12 protein-coding genes and 4 pseudogenes are annotated in these 16,613 nt (G+C 31.2%); 9 read left to right on the top strand and 7 right to left on the bottom strand.

The window, feature by feature from the left end:
• Positions 1 to 132 precede the first annotated feature (132 nt).
• The 3 genes from AC3WTI_RS22440 to AC3WTI_RS22430 all read right to left on the bottom strand — a co-directional run bounded on the left by AC3WTI_RS22440 (position 133) and on the right by AC3WTI_RS22430 (position 1,393).
• A complete protein-coding gene (locus tag AC3WTI_RS22440) occupies positions 133 to 405 on the bottom strand; it encodes an HU family DNA-binding protein (RefSeq protein ID WP_064475131.1) in 273 nt (90 codons plus the stop codon).
• A gap of 138 nt (positions 406 to 543) precedes the next feature.
• Positions 544 to 909: a hypothetical protein gene (locus AC3WTI_RS22435; RefSeq protein WP_492304460.1), complete on the bottom strand. Its 366-nt coding sequence runs from the start codon at positions 907 to 909 to the stop codon at positions 544 to 546.
• 283 nt (positions 910 to 1,192) lie between these two features.
• A complete protein-coding gene (locus tag AC3WTI_RS22430) occupies positions 1,193 to 1,393 on the bottom strand; it encodes a hypothetical protein (protein WP_492304459.1) in 201 nt (66 codons plus the stop codon).
• A gap of 148 nt (positions 1,394 to 1,541) precedes the next feature.
• Between AC3WTI_RS22430 and AC3WTI_RS22425 the strand changes: the two are divergent.
• Positions 1,542 to 1,967 (top strand): annotated as a pseudogene (locus AC3WTI_RS22425) (GTP pyrophosphokinase).
• A gap of 395 nt (positions 1,968 to 2,362) precedes the next feature.
• On the opposite strand, the pseudogene AC3WTI_RS22420 reads toward AC3WTI_RS22425, so the two are convergent.
• A pseudogene (locus AC3WTI_RS22420) lies at positions 2,363 to 3,388 on the bottom strand (right-handed parallel beta-helix repeat-containing protein); the annotation flags it as partial.
• 382 nt (positions 3,389 to 3,770) lie between these two features.
• Here AC3WTI_RS22420 and AC3WTI_RS22415 point away from each other — a divergent pair.
• Both AC3WTI_RS22415 and AC3WTI_RS22410 read left to right on the top strand, forming a co-directional pair.
• On the top strand, positions 3,771 to 4,898 hold the full coding sequence (locus tag AC3WTI_RS22415) for a hypothetical protein (RefSeq protein ID WP_098904154.1): 1,128 nt from the start codon (positions 3,771 to 3,773) through the stop codon (positions 4,896 to 4,898).
• Positions 4,899 to 4,917: 19 nt separating this feature from the next.
• Positions 4,918 to 5,337, top strand: a complete 420-nt coding sequence (locus AC3WTI_RS22410; protein WP_098904153.1) for a hypothetical protein — start codon at positions 4,918 to 4,920, stop codon at positions 5,335 to 5,337.
• A 528-nt stretch (positions 5,338 to 5,865) separates the two neighbouring features.
• Here the strand turns inward: AC3WTI_RS22410 and AC3WTI_RS22405 are convergent.
• Positions 5,866 to 6,333: pseudogene (locus AC3WTI_RS22405) on the bottom strand (right-handed parallel beta-helix repeat-containing protein); the annotation flags it as partial.
• Positions 6,334 to 7,642: 1,309 nt separating this feature from the next.
• On the opposite strand from AC3WTI_RS22405, the gene AC3WTI_RS22400 reads away from it, so the two are divergent.
• The gene (locus tag AC3WTI_RS22400) at positions 7,643 to 8,275 is read left to right on the top strand and encodes a hypothetical protein (RefSeq protein WP_000439082.1); all 633 of its coding nucleotides are present in this window, start codon (positions 7,643 to 7,645) and stop codon (positions 8,273 to 8,275) included.
• A 422-nt stretch (positions 8,276 to 8,697) separates the two neighbouring features.
• On the opposite strand, the pseudogene AC3WTI_RS22395 reads toward AC3WTI_RS22400, so the two are convergent.
• Both AC3WTI_RS22395 and AC3WTI_RS22390 read right to left on the bottom strand, forming a co-directional pair.
• Positions 8,698 to 8,817 (bottom strand): annotated as a pseudogene (locus AC3WTI_RS22395) (recombinase family protein); the annotation flags it as partial.
• A gap of 677 nt (positions 8,818 to 9,494) precedes the next feature.
• The gene (locus AC3WTI_RS22390) at positions 9,495 to 10,055 is read right to left on the bottom strand and encodes a hypothetical protein (protein ID WP_492304458.1); all 561 of its coding nucleotides are present in this window, start codon (positions 10,053 to 10,055) and stop codon (positions 9,495 to 9,497) included.
• A 1,102-nt stretch (positions 10,056 to 11,157) separates the two neighbouring features.
• Between AC3WTI_RS22390 and tnpB the strand changes: the two genes are divergently transcribed.
• The 5 genes from tnpB to AC3WTI_RS22365 all read left to right on the top strand — a co-directional run bounded on the left by tnpB (position 11,158) and on the right by AC3WTI_RS22365 (position 16,022).
• Positions 11,158 to 12,294: an IS200/IS605 family element RNA-guided endonuclease TnpB gene (tnpB, locus tag AC3WTI_RS22385; RefSeq protein WP_186326974.1), complete on the top strand. Its 1,137-nt coding sequence runs from the start codon at positions 11,158 to 11,160 to the stop codon at positions 12,292 to 12,294.
• Positions 12,295 to 12,354: 60 nt separating this feature from the next.
• Positions 12,355 to 12,714, top strand: a complete 360-nt coding sequence (locus AC3WTI_RS22380) for a hypothetical protein (protein WP_257127607.1) — start codon at positions 12,355 to 12,357, stop codon at positions 12,712 to 12,714.
• A gap of 111 nt (positions 12,715 to 12,825) precedes the next feature.
• Positions 12,826 to 13,173, top strand: a complete 348-nt coding sequence (locus AC3WTI_RS22375; protein ID WP_000470160.1) for a hypothetical protein — start codon at positions 12,826 to 12,828, stop codon at positions 13,171 to 13,173.
• 15 nt (positions 13,174 to 13,188) lie between these two features.
• Entirely contained in the window at positions 13,189 to 14,694 is a 1,506-nt protein-coding gene (locus tag AC3WTI_RS22370; RefSeq protein ID WP_492304457.1) for a DUF8426 domain-containing protein, read from the top strand.
• A gap of 14 nt (positions 14,695 to 14,708) precedes the next feature.
• Positions 14,709 to 16,022: an McrC family protein gene (locus AC3WTI_RS22365; protein WP_492304456.1), complete on the top strand. Its 1,314-nt coding sequence runs from the start codon at positions 14,709 to 14,711 to the stop codon at positions 16,020 to 16,022.
• Positions 16,023 to 16,613 lie beyond the last annotated feature (591 nt).

The raw sequence follows: 16,613 nt of genomic DNA, 5'->3' as shown, positions 1-16,613 counted from the left end.
CACAAGTTAGTTACATTCTTTGGGGAATCTATATTATTTATATAAACTTTGGATGATATTTTTTGTTTTATGAGAAAAAGGCTATTAAAAAAGGGTTTGAGATAAATATCAAACCCTTTTGACTATATATAATTATTTCACTGCCTCTTTTAATTCTTTTCCAGCTTTAAAAGCAGGTGCCTTTGAAGCGGCGATTTGCATTTCTTCACCTGTTTGTGGGTTACGTCCTGTACGTGCAGATCTTTCACGTACTTCAAATGTACCAAAACCAAGAATCTGTACTTTCTCCTCATTTGCTAACGCATTTGTTATTGTATCTAATAACGCTTGTGTTGCTGCAGCAGCATCTTTTTGTGTAAGTTCAGCTTTTTCTGCTACTATTTTTGTTAATTCTGTTTTATTCATTTTCTGCACCTCTTGATATGTAATTAGGTGACTATTATAACGTATGTGTATTCATGACGCAATTATACTGTACTTAGAAAAAGCCATAGCAAGAGATAGGGGACAATGTCTGTGTAAAAGGCATAAGAAGGATATGAATTATTGCTTTAAACTCTGTTCATATTTCTTTACTTCTTCCAAACTTTTAAATATTAACACATCAAAAACTCCTTTTTCATTTCCACATACGACAACAAAACCATCTGTTGCTTCCAGAACTCTACCGACGCCACCATCTGTAAGCGGAATACTGGTGAGATGCTTTACGTTCAGTTTTTCTGCTTTTCGAATATAAGTAGTTATGGCTGTTCCTATAGGAAATGCATCTGTGATCTCTTTTGTTGTATATGTCCCATCATCAATTGACTGAGTTTTAGCTGTAATAGAATCAGTTTGAGTGGCACATCCTGTTGAACATATTAAAAGAATCCCAGTAATCATACTTACACATGCTGTTTTTACCATACACAAAATCCTCCTATAACTGTTCGTATTGTCAATCCATTTAGGGTAACAAATTATATATACGAAGTTTGTTGGATTATATGAGTCGTAATTCAACAAAGATACAGGTATTTTGGCAGAATGTGTTTCAAACAAAAGAAAAGACACCCTAAGGTGCCTTCCTGCGACTTGAACCATCGTAATATGGTATTGGATGCCAATCCAATTATTATTTTACCACGTTAATTAATTTTGGTTGTTGAGAAATATAATTCAAATATATATGTTGTTTACCTTTGCCTCGTTAGCTTTTTTGTTGTGGATTCTTGAATCTGTTCAGATTTACTTTTACTATCATTGGTAATTGCTGTCTTGATACTTCCTTAGGCCTTTTTATTTCTTCATACATTTTTTTATATTCTTTTGGGTGTTCTTTAGAAGCCTCTGAAAAACGTTTTATTTGTTGTTTCATTTCTGTATGGAGTAATTCAGCATGCTTAATCATGGAATCAGATTCTATTTTTTGTAGATTCATAGGAGGAGGGAATGGAAAGCATTTTTTACACTTGCTTATTGTGTTTCATTGTGTGAAAATAACCGAAGAAATTATTGAATACAGTACTGATAAATGATAATAGAAAGTGAGCTTGGTGATGATACCTTATTATATAGAGATAGCTTATGAGATAGCTAAAAATGCCCATGCTGGACAAATAGATAAAGCGGGTGTGGACTATATCAAACACCCTGAGGCAGTTGCTAGCTTTGTAAATACGGCCGAAGAGAAAGCTACTGCTTATTTGCATGATGTTCTAGAAGATACTGAGATAACTGCTAATGATCTGTTAAGTGCTGGTATACCTCATAATATAGTTGAGGCAGTGCAGGTACTGACAAAGGAGAAATACACGCCTTATTTTGAGTATCTGAGCAAAGTGAAGGGAAATTCTCTTGCCCGTACTATCAAACTTGCAGACTTAAAACATAATTCTGACCGCTCATGACTTGCTAGGATAACAGATAAAGACTTAAAACTGTTGGAGAAGTACCGTAAAGCGATTCAGTTTTTAGAGGAATAAAAGAAACAGCAACTTCTTTAGTAGCAATTCTCTAGAATACTAGTTGTTTGAAGAGACTACTTCGTACAAGAGTTTTAAGTTATATAAGAACAATTATCTGGTTGCTGTAAAATAAAAAAGGGTTAAGTTTTTTATTTGAAGTGTTTTATCCTCAATTCTCTAATTAAAATGATGCAGTAAGGAAAGGGAAGATAGATATTTTATGTTAGGGGAAATTAACCATGGTTTATTAAATAATCAGGGATACGCCTATGTACTTATAGAATGGATACAGAGTTTTTAAAGGTATGAGAAAGTAGTAGTTTCAATGGAAACTACTACTTTTCATTTACATTCACTTTTATAGGAGATGGGAGAGGAGTGAGCTAAGATAAAGGTGTTTTAATAAATTTGGTTTATTTTAAAAGTAGTTTGAACGAAGGGGATATTTTGCTAAATACACTATGTTGTTCATTTCCTTCTTGCATCATACTTGCTTGATAAGGTGAAAATCCTTTATACGTTTTTCTTTTCCATTGTCATAAGCCATTATTTTGATCGAATTCGCCATAGTATTGATTGTAATCAAGTTTGTTTCCAGTGTTTTTATTAAAATTATTGCTAATAAAAATACGGCTATTACTTGTATAGATTTGGTTATTGGTAATCACATTATTGCGGGTATCATAATTTAATTCGATTTGGCCACTCTCTTGATCTTTTGTATCATTTTTATAAATTACATTGTTCATAATTGTGTTATTTTCAGCATATCCTTGCTGATTGTCATATCCACCAATGGCAATACCACTCATGATATTATTGGATATTGTATTGTCTCTAACGGTAATTTGGCTTGCGCTTTTTCCTGCATGTTCGCTTGCCACCTCAATTCCAAGGTCGTTTTCATAGCTTTGATTTTGCTCAATGATAATTTCTTTTCCGCCATCCACGTAAATACCATCAGCAGAATATTCATTATAACTCGTATTAGTGATGGATGAATTGTGATGGACAATATTGTTACGAATAATTTCATTCCGTGCTTGATCTAAAGCAGCTACCGGAGATACTCCTTCATGTCCAATCAGAACAATTCCAATATTGTTGTTATCATGTACTTTGTTATTGGTAACTTCAAAAGAATCTACATTTCCATTCACAGCAATTGCCTCACTCAATCCTAACTTCAAATGTTCTACTTCGTTATTATCAATGACAATATGATTTAAATTATTTTGTGTACTAGATGAAGTACCGTATACAGCAATCCCGTGTGCGTTTCCATTCTTTACATTTGCTTCAATGTGATGGATATAATTATTTCTAATCTCGATATGACTTCCTGTTCCAGTAATATAAGTACCAATAGGTGTTTCATTAACTTTTATTGATTTTAAATTGCGAAACTCTAATCCTTTTACCTGGATATAATTTTTGTCCGCCTTTTTATTAGCATTCTTTCTCAACTATATAATTCAAACTGACGATTTATATGTTGTACTAATAAAAAAAGAACCAGTAATGTATTATGGATCAAGAGACATCATCTACCACGGTATACTACAATTTGTAGAAGTCTTTAGTGACTCAAGAATGACATTGCTTGGTGAATCTCAATATAAAGAAATAGAAAAGACATCTCTTAAATAAGCTACCCTTGAATCATTAAGGTTTTCTTAGTCATTGATTTTTTTGTACAAAGAGTATTTTTAGTTCTTTTTTTTGTGAAAAATAGGGGGATATCTCCAAAGAATCAAAAAACATGGTAATATAGAACTTAATATACAGAACCGAATATATAGTGCGGCTGGGGGAAGAACTATGAGTTTAGAAGAGCTAAGAAAAAAGAGGGCAGCGTTAAGTAAGAGCACCGATATCACATTAAATAACATCACTACAATTGCGGAAGAATCTAATCGGGTGGCATTAGTGGCGAATCAAGCAGATAAACATTTGCGAGAGTTAACGTTAGAATTTGAGCGTCAAACTGGGCTTAATGGTTTAGACTTAAAATTTCTCTTCTTCGCTACTGCCCTTCAATGTACCAGACAATATTTGCTGACTCCATTTCAAGAACGGTTAAATGACAAAGAGGCAGCAAAAAAAGTGAAGAACGATCATCCGAAAGAAACGAGTAATCGGATGCATCAATGGTACTGGCCATCTATTGAAGAAATTCAAACAAGTCCTGTTCCATATGACGCTATCTATGGTTCAAAAGATTTCGATTTGGGCTTCAGCGGGAATAATCATCGCCATAAAACACTGGGGCATGATCCTTTGTTTGGATGGGTTTTTGGTCTTGCCAATATTGTAACCAGCACACTTACTACATGGGATTTTCAATCCTTTCATGTTAAAACTGGTCTGACAGCTAATGAACATCGACGGGATAAAATTAGCAATAGAGCAGATACCATGAAAGTCATATCATATACCAAAGATCGCTTTCTTGATGATGGGGTAGAAGGGAAAAAAGCTTTAGGAATCGCATTATTTAAACATGCTATCCACTTAAAATCCGATCAGTATTCGACTGCAGGTTTACCAATACCAGCTATTAGTACTTTTTCCCCTCAGTTATCACAAAAGCTAGCTGAATATGGGATAGATATGGGAAACGTTGCAACAGTAGGGAGACAAGCCTCTCTGTCGATTTTAATTAACACTTTGATTGCAACTATACATGGCTTGTATTATGACCCAACCAAGTATTCGTCGTGGTCACAATACGAAGTGAAAACAAGAAAAATACTAAGCTACTCAAATCTAATTGCTTCTAGTAGCAATCTCATCTATGTAGGGATAAGTAGAGATGCTAAAAAACTAGATATTGGTGGTCTTGCCGTCACATTATACCGCTTGATTTCTGATATTGAATTTATCCAACAAGTGAAAGATGAGTTTGTATTTGGCGGCTTCAACGACCTCATTCAAGGGGACATATAACATTTAGGAGTGAGTAACAGTGGGTTTTAAACGATTTATGAAGAAAAACCTTATTCCGTTTTATAATACAAGAGATATGATTAAAAAGGTTCAGACATACGGTTTCGTTGACGGTATTAAAGAAAAAATGCGTGAAGACTTTTTAGAAGACACACCAATAAGTAGTCATATCTACAATGCTGGCAAACATGAAGGCAAGAAAGATGGTTATAAAAAAGCCTCTAGAGAATATGAAAAAAAATTGCTCGCTCAAGCAAATGCCTTCCTCAACCAAAAGGAAATATTCGAAAGTCAAAAGCAAGAATATGAACAACTTCTTCATGAATACGAAAACTATATTGAAGAAATGAATGCAAAAGAACATTTAACTAATGAAGAACAAGATAACCTTTTACAAATCATTAGCATGGAACGTAAATTAACAAAGTTAGTAGTATAGAAGAGCCTGTCTCTGTTATTATCGAGACAGTTACAGATGATTTGAATAATAAATGTACGTTTGCCAGTCTTTGTTCGCTTCAGCCATAAACTAAATAATATAACATGAAGCGAAAAACACAGTAGTTACACAGCCAAACATCGGCAATGTAATTCTGTGTTTTTTATTTTTATATCAATTAAAGTTATGTTTGGTAACTTTTAAAAGTACGTATTCAATAATCTGGCCCGTTTGCTTAATAAGAAAAAAATCCTATCTATATTATCAAAAATCCATATATAAACGGTTTAACTTTGTTTTAAATCCACAATTAAAAGTACATAAAAATCTTTTATGATAAACACTTCGAATATTTCATCATTGTATAAGGGGAAAATGGAAGTATTGTATCATGGGAAAAATATCAGATCCTTAATTTGAAGTGAACTTCAATTGATAGAAATGTGAAAGATATATAAAGCAGCTCTTTTGATAAGAGCTGCTTTATATTGTCTTAATTTACATTAAAACCTTAAAAATCATGAAATATATAGGAGTTTTGTTAACTTTCGTAGATTTTAAATTGCGAAATTCTAATCCGTTTACTTGAATATAGTTTTAGTTTTTTGTTGTAAATAACCCATCATCCTCTAACTTGACTTTAGAACCATCAAGAATAACTTTTTCATCTTGATAATTTTGAAAAGTAATGGGTGCTCCTGAAGCACCAGAATGAGCGACACGAACTTTTTGGTTATAAACTCCGCCTCTTATGTAGATTGTACTTCCTTCTTTAGTGACGTTAGCAACTTTTTGAGTGGTAGTAAAAGGTCAATCTAATGTGCCGGGATTGAGGTCGTTACCTGTAGGAGATACATAGTAATTTATAACAGAATTTAAATTGTTATTGGATTGTGCAAAGGCTGGTACTGGAAGTGTGAAAATTAACATACTGAAAGGAAGTATGAAGATAAAAAGAGATTTTTTTAATGAGGGGAATATTTCTTGATAGTTCATCATTTTCTTCCTCCTTTTTATTAGTATTTCTTCTCAACTATATAATTCAAACAGACGATTTATATCTTGTACTAATAAAAAAAGAACCAGTAATGTATTATGGATTAAGAGACATCAACTAACGTGGTCTACGTATGCTATATGAAACTGAATTGTTATTAGCTCATGTTTTTTCTTATAAGATTAATTCAAATATATGCGTACTTAAAGAAATATGGTTAATACAACGGGTAAAAGAGGGGATAAGGGATACTGATATTAATTTTAAAGCGTATAAAGTTGATGTATACGAACTAAATATAAAAGTATTCTTGTTTTAAATCCTTCCTATCCCTGATAAACGTCAATACTATTAGTTAAATATTCGCTATACGTATTATTATGAATAGATGAATCGAAATGGATATAATTATTTCTAATATCAATGTAAAGTTCTGTTACCGGTATATCTTATTTTAATTATCTATAATAATCCTTCAATTTGTAGAAGTCATTAGTGACTCAAGAGTAAAGCTACATGGTGGATTTCAATATAAAAGAATTGAAAATACATCTCTAGAATGAACTACCCTTGAATCATAAAGATTTTCTTAGTTATTGATTTTTTTGTATAAAGAGTATTTGTATTTCTTTATAGAAAAAACTGCCTCCTAATTGTTAGACATGTCTAACAGTTGGGAGGCAGTTTTTTGTGCTCACTATAGTAGAGCATAAAAAATTTAATCGCCATTCTTTTCATTTATATCATTACGAAGGTGAATGGGTAAAAACTTCGCTAAATATGTCCCTGTTCTTTTAATTTGTATAATTACGGAGGTGAAACAGAAAAGAACTCCGCTGAATTTTATCTTTATTGGTTTTTTATTATAAATCATTAAGTAAGCAAAACGCAATAATTTTACTTAATTTAACAACCATTAAATCATAACATGAAAAATAAGTATATGCAAATAAATTAATGTGTATATTTTTTATTTTCAACATTATTGGTTTGATTATTATAGGGCTAGTTGCAATATTTATTGGAGCTAGTATGGCACTGTTTTTGGATTATGTAGGAAATAGAAATGGCGAAATTAAGTAAAAATATTACTTGATATTTCATCATCATCTTTTTTCATTTTATAGCATTCCTTCTCAACTATATAATTAAAACTCGCGATTTATATCTTGTATCAATAAAAAGAGTTTATATGTAAGAGGAGATACCCAGCTTATTCTATTTAGTATGTAATGGTAATAAAATATTGATATTATAAATATAATATATTAATATATTATATTTATTAATTGTGTAAGAGGTGCATCTATGGAAAGAGAAATATGTTTCAATAATATTTGTGAGGGGAAACCTTTAGTAGGAAAATTGTATAATGTTAGGAAAGAATACTATAGATTAAGTAGTCCATATTTTAATCTAGAACAACTTCCAAATTTCTTAAATATTATCTTAAGTATAGTATTTATATTTATAGCTTTTATTCCCTTTGCATTAGTTTTTAGTATAATTCCAGAGTATTTTGCAATAATACGATTCATATTTGTATGGATCAGTTTTGGTGGTTCAATATATTTAGGGGCAAGATTGTATACCGAGGTAATTTATAGATTAAATAGGATACAAATAAAGAAAAGAATTGAAAAAAATAATCATACATTGACGAATCTAATACTAGCTGAGAAACAATTAGTAGAACAATTAGATATATTAAAGATACCTGTAGATTATCGTTATCCATATGCAATTAGTAGATTTGAGAGTTATCTTTCTAATTATAGAGCAGATAACTATAAAGATTGCGTGAATATATTCGAGCAAGAAAGACATAATGAAAGAAGAATAGATGAATTAAGAACGATTCAGGAATTACAAAGAGTTACTAATCATAAAATAGATGAAGGAAATACTATTGGTTTAATAAACCTTATAAAAAATAGATAATATGTAATTGTAAATCTCTCAAATTAGATAAAAATATTATTTGGTAGTTGTATAGAAAAATAGTGAAAAGGCGTATCTGATAAATAAGATACGCCTTTTTCATGTTAATAATTATAATTATTTATTGAGCACGTTTTATGTATTTCATGTTTTAAAAGGAACATAGTTAAAACACATTAAAGTGTTGTGACTGTGCAGGGATATTAAAGTCAATTCTGTAGTGTTTAAAAATTCTTCTTCCAAAAACGGATTAGATTAGTTCAATAAGGAATTAAAATAAGAACTTGTAGATTCTGAAGAAATGGAAGAAACAAAAGATCTTAAATACAAAGTAGCCTCTGTTAAACAGAGGTAGAGAGGTTATAATTCATTTTTGATTAACTAGGAAAAGTTTGATTTATATAGAGCTGAGTAGTGGATTATAAAGTGTGTGCGGTTGACTTTTGGATAGTGCTATTAATGACTTCATTTGTGTTATTACCGTTATAAGTCACTATTATAAATAGTTCTTTCAAGAATTCTAAATTTATTTTTTGTTCTTCGTTCGGAGTAATACTGGAAACACGAACATAGTCTAATTTTTGTATTTATAAAATAACAACCTCTTTCAAAGTAGGAATCTTAATATTATTCAATCTAGTTAACTTGAACTATAACAAAAATATACTAAAAGGTACCTTTGGATTTTGAAGTGTTCCAATAGTATTTTTTATACCGTTTGATGTGTGTTCTTCAATAATTTTTCTTATTTCTAAAAGGAGTACATTTTGAAGTATCAAGGTATGAAATGATTTAAGGTTTGGAGGGTAATTTAATATTAGAATTCATTAGAGTCATGTTCAGTTTAACTTCCGATAAATGTATTTTAGAATTAATTATGAGAACCTTTTATAAAGAAATAGCGTCTGTTGCAAATATGGAGAAATATAGAAAATCATCGAAAGTGATTGCACTTTGGGTTAACATAGTATTAAGGTAACTTTCCTAAGTAAGTATTTAAGGGGTGATTAATTTGAATTTCACATATAAGAGACCGTTAATTTTTATAGTCCTACTGTATATTGTATTAATAGCTTTTAACTATGCAAATCATAATCATTTCAATTGGTTTGAAAACCTTATAAAAACACTATTTATAGTAGCGTTTTTTGAAATTATGATGTGGTTATTTTCTTCAAAAAAAACAACCTCTAGAAAATAAGAGGTTGTTTTTTATCAATCACCATGTTTTTCCTGTCCAGCCTTCTTCTTCATAAATACATGTACCTAGATACCAAGCAAGCTGACCAGCTAAACCAATTAAATTACCTTTGACGCCTAATCTAATCATTTTTCTAGCTGCTAATTCATATTCTTTGTTAGTAATATTAGCAATAATAGAACCTATAAAGCCTACTGATAGAAATTCTTTATAATTTGCTATAAGTTTTCTTTCTATACAGTTATCTACAGCTTCCGTTTCTTGTTTGAATGGATCTTCATAGTCAGGTGGTGTATTTACACGTTGGATTTCTTGTCTCAATTGTTCTAATTCTTCAGTTTTACCATATTTGTTTTCTATCATATCAATATCAATATCTACTACTCTTCCATTTTTATCTTTAATTGCAGCTTCTTCAACAACAAATTTCAATTGTGCAGCTACTTCTTGTACTAATTTTTCTTCTTCACTATTAATCTCTTGCGCTTTGGAGATTCCAGCGAAAGAAGTTGTAAACAAAGCGAGTACGAGCGCCATTGATACAATATTTCTTAATATAGTCTTCATTTTTAACCTCATCCCTTTTTCCTTATTTATGCTTTTTTACCGGTATTTTCTAGCACAAATCTATCTTAATACATAAAGCTATAAAAATATATACCCTTCAGAAAGCGGAAAAATAATGAAATCCAATGATTATTACCTTTAAAACCGCGGTTTCAAGATATTTACAATTTTATTATTTGAATATTCTGCGTTTTGTTTATCAATTAAATTGTGGATATAGAAATAATGTTAGGTAGTGAGTAATTAATAATGAATTGATAGATTAATAAAAAATCCATTATTACCCTTTTAAGAATTAAAAATCTCTAATGTTAAAATAGGGTTATCTTACAAAAAAACGTGATTTTGTAGTAGGTGAATTTTTTTGTATTGGGAATTACTACACATGAGATATAAAAACAACACTGTGTCTGAAGACTTTTTAGTAGGGAAGTGGATATACATAGATGAAATATAGATAGCAACAAAGGGCTGAGATTTATGAAAAAAAGAAAATTTTAACAAAATAAAATGACGGATATATTGCATGATATTTCATCATTATCTTACTCCTTTTTATTAGCATTTTTTTAAAACTATATAATTTAAACTAACAATTTATATCTTGTATTAATAAAATAGAAATCGAAATGTATTGTGGGGGAAGGGACATCAACTACTGTGGTCTCCGTTTGTCATCTGAAACCGAACTGTAAATAATTCATGGGTTTTTAACAAAAAATCAATTTAATATATTTCATAAGAGTAGTATAAACAAATGATACAATAATGGAATAAGAGAGAAATTCATTTGTGATTATTTTTATGGTAAAGGCAATATGATACTCAGTTTAGTTAGAATGGAGTCGAAATTTTTATGGCACAAAAATTTGCTGTTTTTTCAAATACAATAGGGGAATATGAAATCTTTGTAAAATCCCAAATAATTTATCATTTTAGCCAAGAAGACTCCTTCCTCAAGAAGCGTGAAGGGTCACAGACCAGTGAGTAGGTGGGAGATGAATTGGCTTCGAACAAGGGATGGCAGGAAGCCATCTTAATTGTTCGACATACAGAAAGTGTTACTTCACTATCTTTCGAATGTATGTTCGATTTGTAATAGTTATATACTGAAATGGAGGTGAATGAAATAATAATCAATAAAGCCTATAAGTTTCGTATCTATCCAAATCAATCACAAGCAATTTTAATCAACAAAACGATTGGTTGTTCCCGCTTTGTATTCAATCATTTCCTATCCTTATGGGATCGCACATACAAAGAGACAGGAAAAGGCTTGACCTATGGTACATGCTCTGCCAAACTCCCTGCCATGAAGAAAGAGTTTGTTTGGCTCAAAGAAGTGGATAGTATTGCGATTCAGTCGTCTGTTCGCAACCTTGCCGATGCTTATACTCGCTTTTTTAAAAAACAAAACAGCGCACCGCGCTTTAAATCTAAGAAGAATAACGTACAATCTTATACCACAAAACAAACAAATGAAAACATTGCCGTTGTAGAGAACAAAATAAAGTTGCCGAAACTAGGCCTTGTTAGATTTGCCAAAAGCCGCGAAGTAGAGGGGCGTATTGTAAATGCGACTGTTAGACGAAACCCTTCTGGCAGATATTTTGTGTCACTATTAGTTGAAACAGAAGTACAAGAACTTCCGAAAACACATTCTTACATTGGAATAGATGTAGGACTAAAAGATTTCGCTATTTTGTCAGATGGTAAATCCTATGAAAATCCGAAGTTTTTCCGATCATTAGAAGATAAGTTGGCGACAGCACAGCGTGTCCTTTCTAGAAGAATAAAAGGATCTTCTCGTTGGAATAAACAACGAGTAAAAGTAGCTAGAATTCATGAATACATATCAAATGCTAGAAAAGATTACTTAGACAAAATCTCAACTGAAATCATCAAAAAACACGATGTTATCGGTATAGAGGATTTGCAAGTATCAAATATGTTAACAAATCGTAAGTTAGCAAAAGCAATTAGTGAAGTATCTTGGTCACAGTTTCGAACCATGTTGGAATATAAAGCAAAATGGTATGGCAAACAAGTCATTGCCGTATCGAAAACATTTGCTTCCAGCCAATTATGTTCTTGTTGTGGATATCAAAACAAAGACGTTAAAAATCTAAACCTACGTAAATGGGACTGTCCTTCTTGTCGTATACACCATGATAGGGATATTAACGCAAGTATCAATATAAAGAATGAAGCCATAAGGCTTCTAACCGCAGGGACTGTGGGGTTAGCCTAATCAATTAGAGTTCGATAGAACTCTTTACTTAGGAATCCCTCACTTCTAAACGAAGTGAAAGTGGGGGTAGTTCAATGGCCTAGATCACTTACTAAACTTACAAAGTCTCAAAGCGATAGCGGAAATGTAAAAGAAGAAGCGGTTGGGGACAGGGTTTACCTGGTAACAGGAGCTTCTATTCGTGATAATATATTCGAAGATTTAAAGGGAAAAGTTACATCTTCGCTAATGATTACACATATGGGAGTTGTTAGAGAAATTATAGAAAATCCGATTATTTGTTACAGGTATAAACATAGCAATAAAAAAAGAAAACGGGACACTGTTATGTTACCGTTTCAAATGTTTAAAATACTTAAGGGATTTAAGAGATATCTAGATGAAGATTTTACAAGTGAGAACTTGGCTGAGATAGAGTGAATTTTAAAAGTTGGAGTAATTATTGAAGAATTACAGAGGGAAGGCAGGATAACGTTTGATCGTGCCTATGAAATAGGGGATGTTTATTATATTGGTGATAAAAAGGGAAATTTGTTTATTTTAGATAAAGATTTTACACCTGTTTCACGAAAAAATACAAATGTTGAGAGAGCAAAAAAAGTACAGATGATGCCGGATAAGAACTCCTTAATAGCCATTCGAGAGGCATGTAATGCAGCTGGATTAAAAGGTGAAGAAGTGATTCAACACCTAGGTACGTGGCAAGACGAACAGTACATGAAAATCGATATTACAGATAGCTTGTTTATACCTGTCGAGTATAAGCAGGGGCTTTTGCAAGGGATTTCAACGAGATTATTGACAGATGGAGATGATGGTTCACTAGTATCTCAGTTGTACAATATGATAACTAAACAACAAGAAACAAATTCATCATAAAGGGGGAGTAAGGGCGTGGAATTTGCAAAAAATCAAATTTTGTATGGGCCACCTGGAACAGGTAAAACGTATAATACGGTTTTATACGCAGTTGCCATTTGTGATAAAAAAAGTGTTGAGTCATTAAAGAAAATGCCTTATAAAAAAGTACTAAGTCGCTATGAAATGTTAAAAAAAGAAGGAAGAGTTGCTTTTACAACATTTCATCAATCGTACGGATATGAGGAATTTATTGAAGGAATAAAACCAGTAATTAATCAACAAGATGAAGATTCCATATCAGATTTAAAATATGAATATACTTCTGGGATATTTAAAAAGTTTTGTGAAGAAGCCAAAAAGGTTAGAGTAAAAGCACCTTCCTTAAAAATCCGGAAGCACCCTGTTGTGTGGAATGTCCTTCTTGAAGGGACGGGGCAAACTAAACTCAAAGAAGAATGTTTTAAGAATGGCTATATTAAGATTGGATGGGCTGAGCAAGAACAATTCATAAATGAACAAAATGAAAGTGTAAACGGTACAGTAAGAAGGATTTTGTTAAATTTCCAAGAGGAAATGCAAGAACAAGATCTTGTCTTTATTCAAAGAAGTAATACAACTATTGATGCAATTGGAATTATAGACGGGCCTTATGAATTTGATGAGTCTGATAAAAGATATCCAAGGAAAAGAAAAGTGAAGTGGATTGCTACTAATATTAATGAAGAAGTATATGCCCTAAACAAGAATACAAAATTGGATAGGAAAACTGTATATCCATTAAGAAAAATGGATATTGAAGGGGTAATTAACTTAATAGAAAAGTATTTTAGTACTAAAGAGATTAATGTAGAAAAAAATATTGATCCATACGTCTTTATAATCGATGAAATTAACAGAGGGAACATTTCAAAAATATTTGGAGAGTTAATTACACTGATTGAGTCAACAAAGAGAATTGGAGCATCAGAACAGACTACTGCACTTTTACCGTACACAGGGGAGGAGTTTGGGGTCCCTAATAACGTACATATTCTTGGGACAATGAACACAGCAGATAGATCTATTTCATTAATGGATACAGCATTAAGGAGAAGATTTAAATTTATTGAGATGATGCCCGACATTGAAATACTTAAAGAACTAGGTATTCTCGAAATAGAAGGAATTGATGTTCCAGCTATCTTAAAAGTGATGAATGAAAGAATAGAATTCCTGTATGATAGAGAGCATACAATTGGACATGCCTTTTTTACTCCTTTGGTTGGAGAAGAAAAGCAATCTATACACAATTTAGCACAAATATTTTTAAATGATATTATACCATTATTACAAGAGTATTTTTATGAAGACTATAGCAAGATACAGTTAGTACTTGGAGATAATGCCAAAACAGATAATATAAATAAATTTGTTTTAGATACAGAAGTTAAACTGAAGAATATATTTAAAGGAAATCCAGATATTGATTTACCAGAAAAGAAATATGAAATTCAGACAGAAGCTTTTTATAGGGCAGATAGCTATAAACAAATCTATTAAAGCATGGTGAAGAAATGAATAAGTTATTAGAGGTTTGTGAATTCGATTCAATAACCTGCAATAAGGATTATGAAAATAATGACTCTTATAAGTATTTAAATGAGGAGATTTTTCAAGAGTTAGAAAAATTTATATTGACCTTAAATGTGAACGAAGAAACGAGTTCAGCGAATTTTCTGAGAATAAGTATGCGGAGAAATGTTGGGAAAATAATTCAAGCAAGGAATTATGTTGGATTAATTCAGATGAAGAATGGTTTTCAGGTTCAAATTCTTCCCAAGATTACAAATAGTGGGCTTGAGGATACAAAGAAAACATTTCTAAGAATGATCCGAAGTATGAAAGACTTTCCCAGTAAGATTTTTAATGATGCTAATCTAAACGTAGATAATATGAACCTGTATGAGCTTTTTATTAATATGTATATCCAGGAAGTAAGGGAATTAATAAAAAAGGGTCTTCGTTCATCGTATTTTCCTAAAGTAGATAATGTAAACTATTTTAAAGGGAAGTTAATAATTGGGGAACAAATCAAGAAAAATCAAATACATAAAGAACGATTCTATGTTGAGTATGACGAGTATGGAATGAACCGACCAGAAAATCGATTAATCAAGTCAACATTATTAAAATTACAAAAGCTGTCTAATAGTGCAGCCAATATAAAAGGAATTAGGCAGTTGCTCCCTAATTTTGAAAAGGTAAAACCCTCAATTAATTATAACAAGGATTTTTCAAAAATAGTTATTGATAGGAACACAAAAGATTATAAAACGCTAATGCAGTGGTCTAAAGTTTTCTTGATGAATCAGAGCTTTACGACCTTTTCTGGAGAGACAAATGCTAGAGCATTATTGTTTCCTATGGAAAAAGTTTTTGAGGCATATGTTGCTAGAAACCTAAAACAAGTATTAAGTGATTTAAAGTGGGAATTATCAATTCAGGATAAGGGGCACTATTTGTTTAATAGTCCTAAAAAGTTTGCATTACGACCGGATATTGTTATTAAGCGTGAAGATGGTAGTAGGGTAATATTAGACACGAAGTGGAAATTGCTAATTGATAACCAAAATAGAAATTATGGTATATCACAAGCTGATATGTATCAAATGTATGCATACTCCAAGAAATATGAAGCATCAGAAATATGGCTATTATACCCGGTAAATGAGGGAATGAAGGATACTGATATTAATTTTAAAGCGTATAAAGACGAGGTACTCGAATTAAAAGTAAAAGTTTTCTTAGTTGATTTAACCAATATTCAAGAAAGCCTTATTGTGCTAAAAAAGCATTTAATAAATGGGGGAATGAAGTACAGTGTCTGAAAAAATAGGGAAAAGTATTGAAATATATTGCTTTCTAGTAAATAGTTCAGGTTTAAAGTGTAAATTATGTTTGTATTAAATTTTTGTAATACTTGCTACGTCCATTGATATATTAAAAAGCAACTAATTCTTTAAAAGAATTAGTTGCTTTTTTTGTTAAGAGAGGAATATAGCTGAAACACAATAAAGTTTTATGACTGTACAGAGATAATAAAGTCATTTAAAAAGTAAATAATTGTTTGGAAATTCTTCTTCCACTAACGGGATTGATTAGCTGAATAAGGAATCAAAATAAGAAATTGTAACTTCTGAAGAAATGGAAAAAGAAAGATTTTAAATACAAAATAGGCACTGTTATGCAGAGATAGAGAGGTTATAATGCATTTGTGATTAATTAGGAATAGTTTGATTAGTATACAACTTAGTAGAGGATTATAAAGTGTGTGTGGCTGCCTTTTGATGCATAAGGATTGATTTGTTAAATTTGTAGTTAATATATAAATAAGAGGCTCACCTTTTGTATTATATTGTTCGTTACTTGTAGGTAATGTTATAATAAAACTGTTGTTACTTATAAATAATATTAGAGGT

The sequence above is a fragment of the Bacillus sp. EB106-02-03-XG38 genome (genome assembly GCF_058792175.1).
This window is presented reverse-complemented; position numbering and strand designations above follow the sequence as displayed.

Bases quoted from the DNA above. Each gene is read 5' to 3' on its own strand.
- AC3WTI_RS22440 (WP_064475131.1), bottom strand. From the start codon at position 405: ATGAATAAAACAGAATTAACAAAAATAGTAGCAGAAAAAGCTGAACTT.
- AC3WTI_RS22435 (WP_492304460.1), bottom strand. From the start codon at position 909: ATGGTAAAAACAGCATGTGTAAGTATGATTACTGGGATTCTTTTAATA.
- AC3WTI_RS22430 (WP_492304459.1), bottom strand. From the start codon at position 1,393: ATGATTAAGCATGCTGAATTACTCCATACAGAAATGAAACAACAAATA.
- AC3WTI_RS22415 (WP_098904154.1), top strand. From the start codon at position 3,771: ATGAGTTTAGAAGAGCTAAGAAAAAAGAGGGCAGCGTTAAGTAAGAGC.
- AC3WTI_RS22400 (WP_000439082.1), top strand. From the start codon at position 7,643: ATGGAAAGAGAAATATGTTTCAATAATATTTGTGAGGGGAAACCTTTA.
- AC3WTI_RS22390 (WP_492304458.1), bottom strand. From the start codon at position 10,055: ATGAGGTTAAAAATGAAGACTATATTAAGAAATATTGTATCAATGGCG.
- tnpB (WP_186326974.1), top strand. From the start codon at position 11,158: ATGGAGGTGAATGAAATAATAATCAATAAAGCCTATAAGTTTCGTATC.
- AC3WTI_RS22365 (WP_492304456.1), top strand. From the start codon at position 14,709: ATGAATAAGTTATTAGAGGTTTGTGAATTCGATTCAATAACCTGCAAT.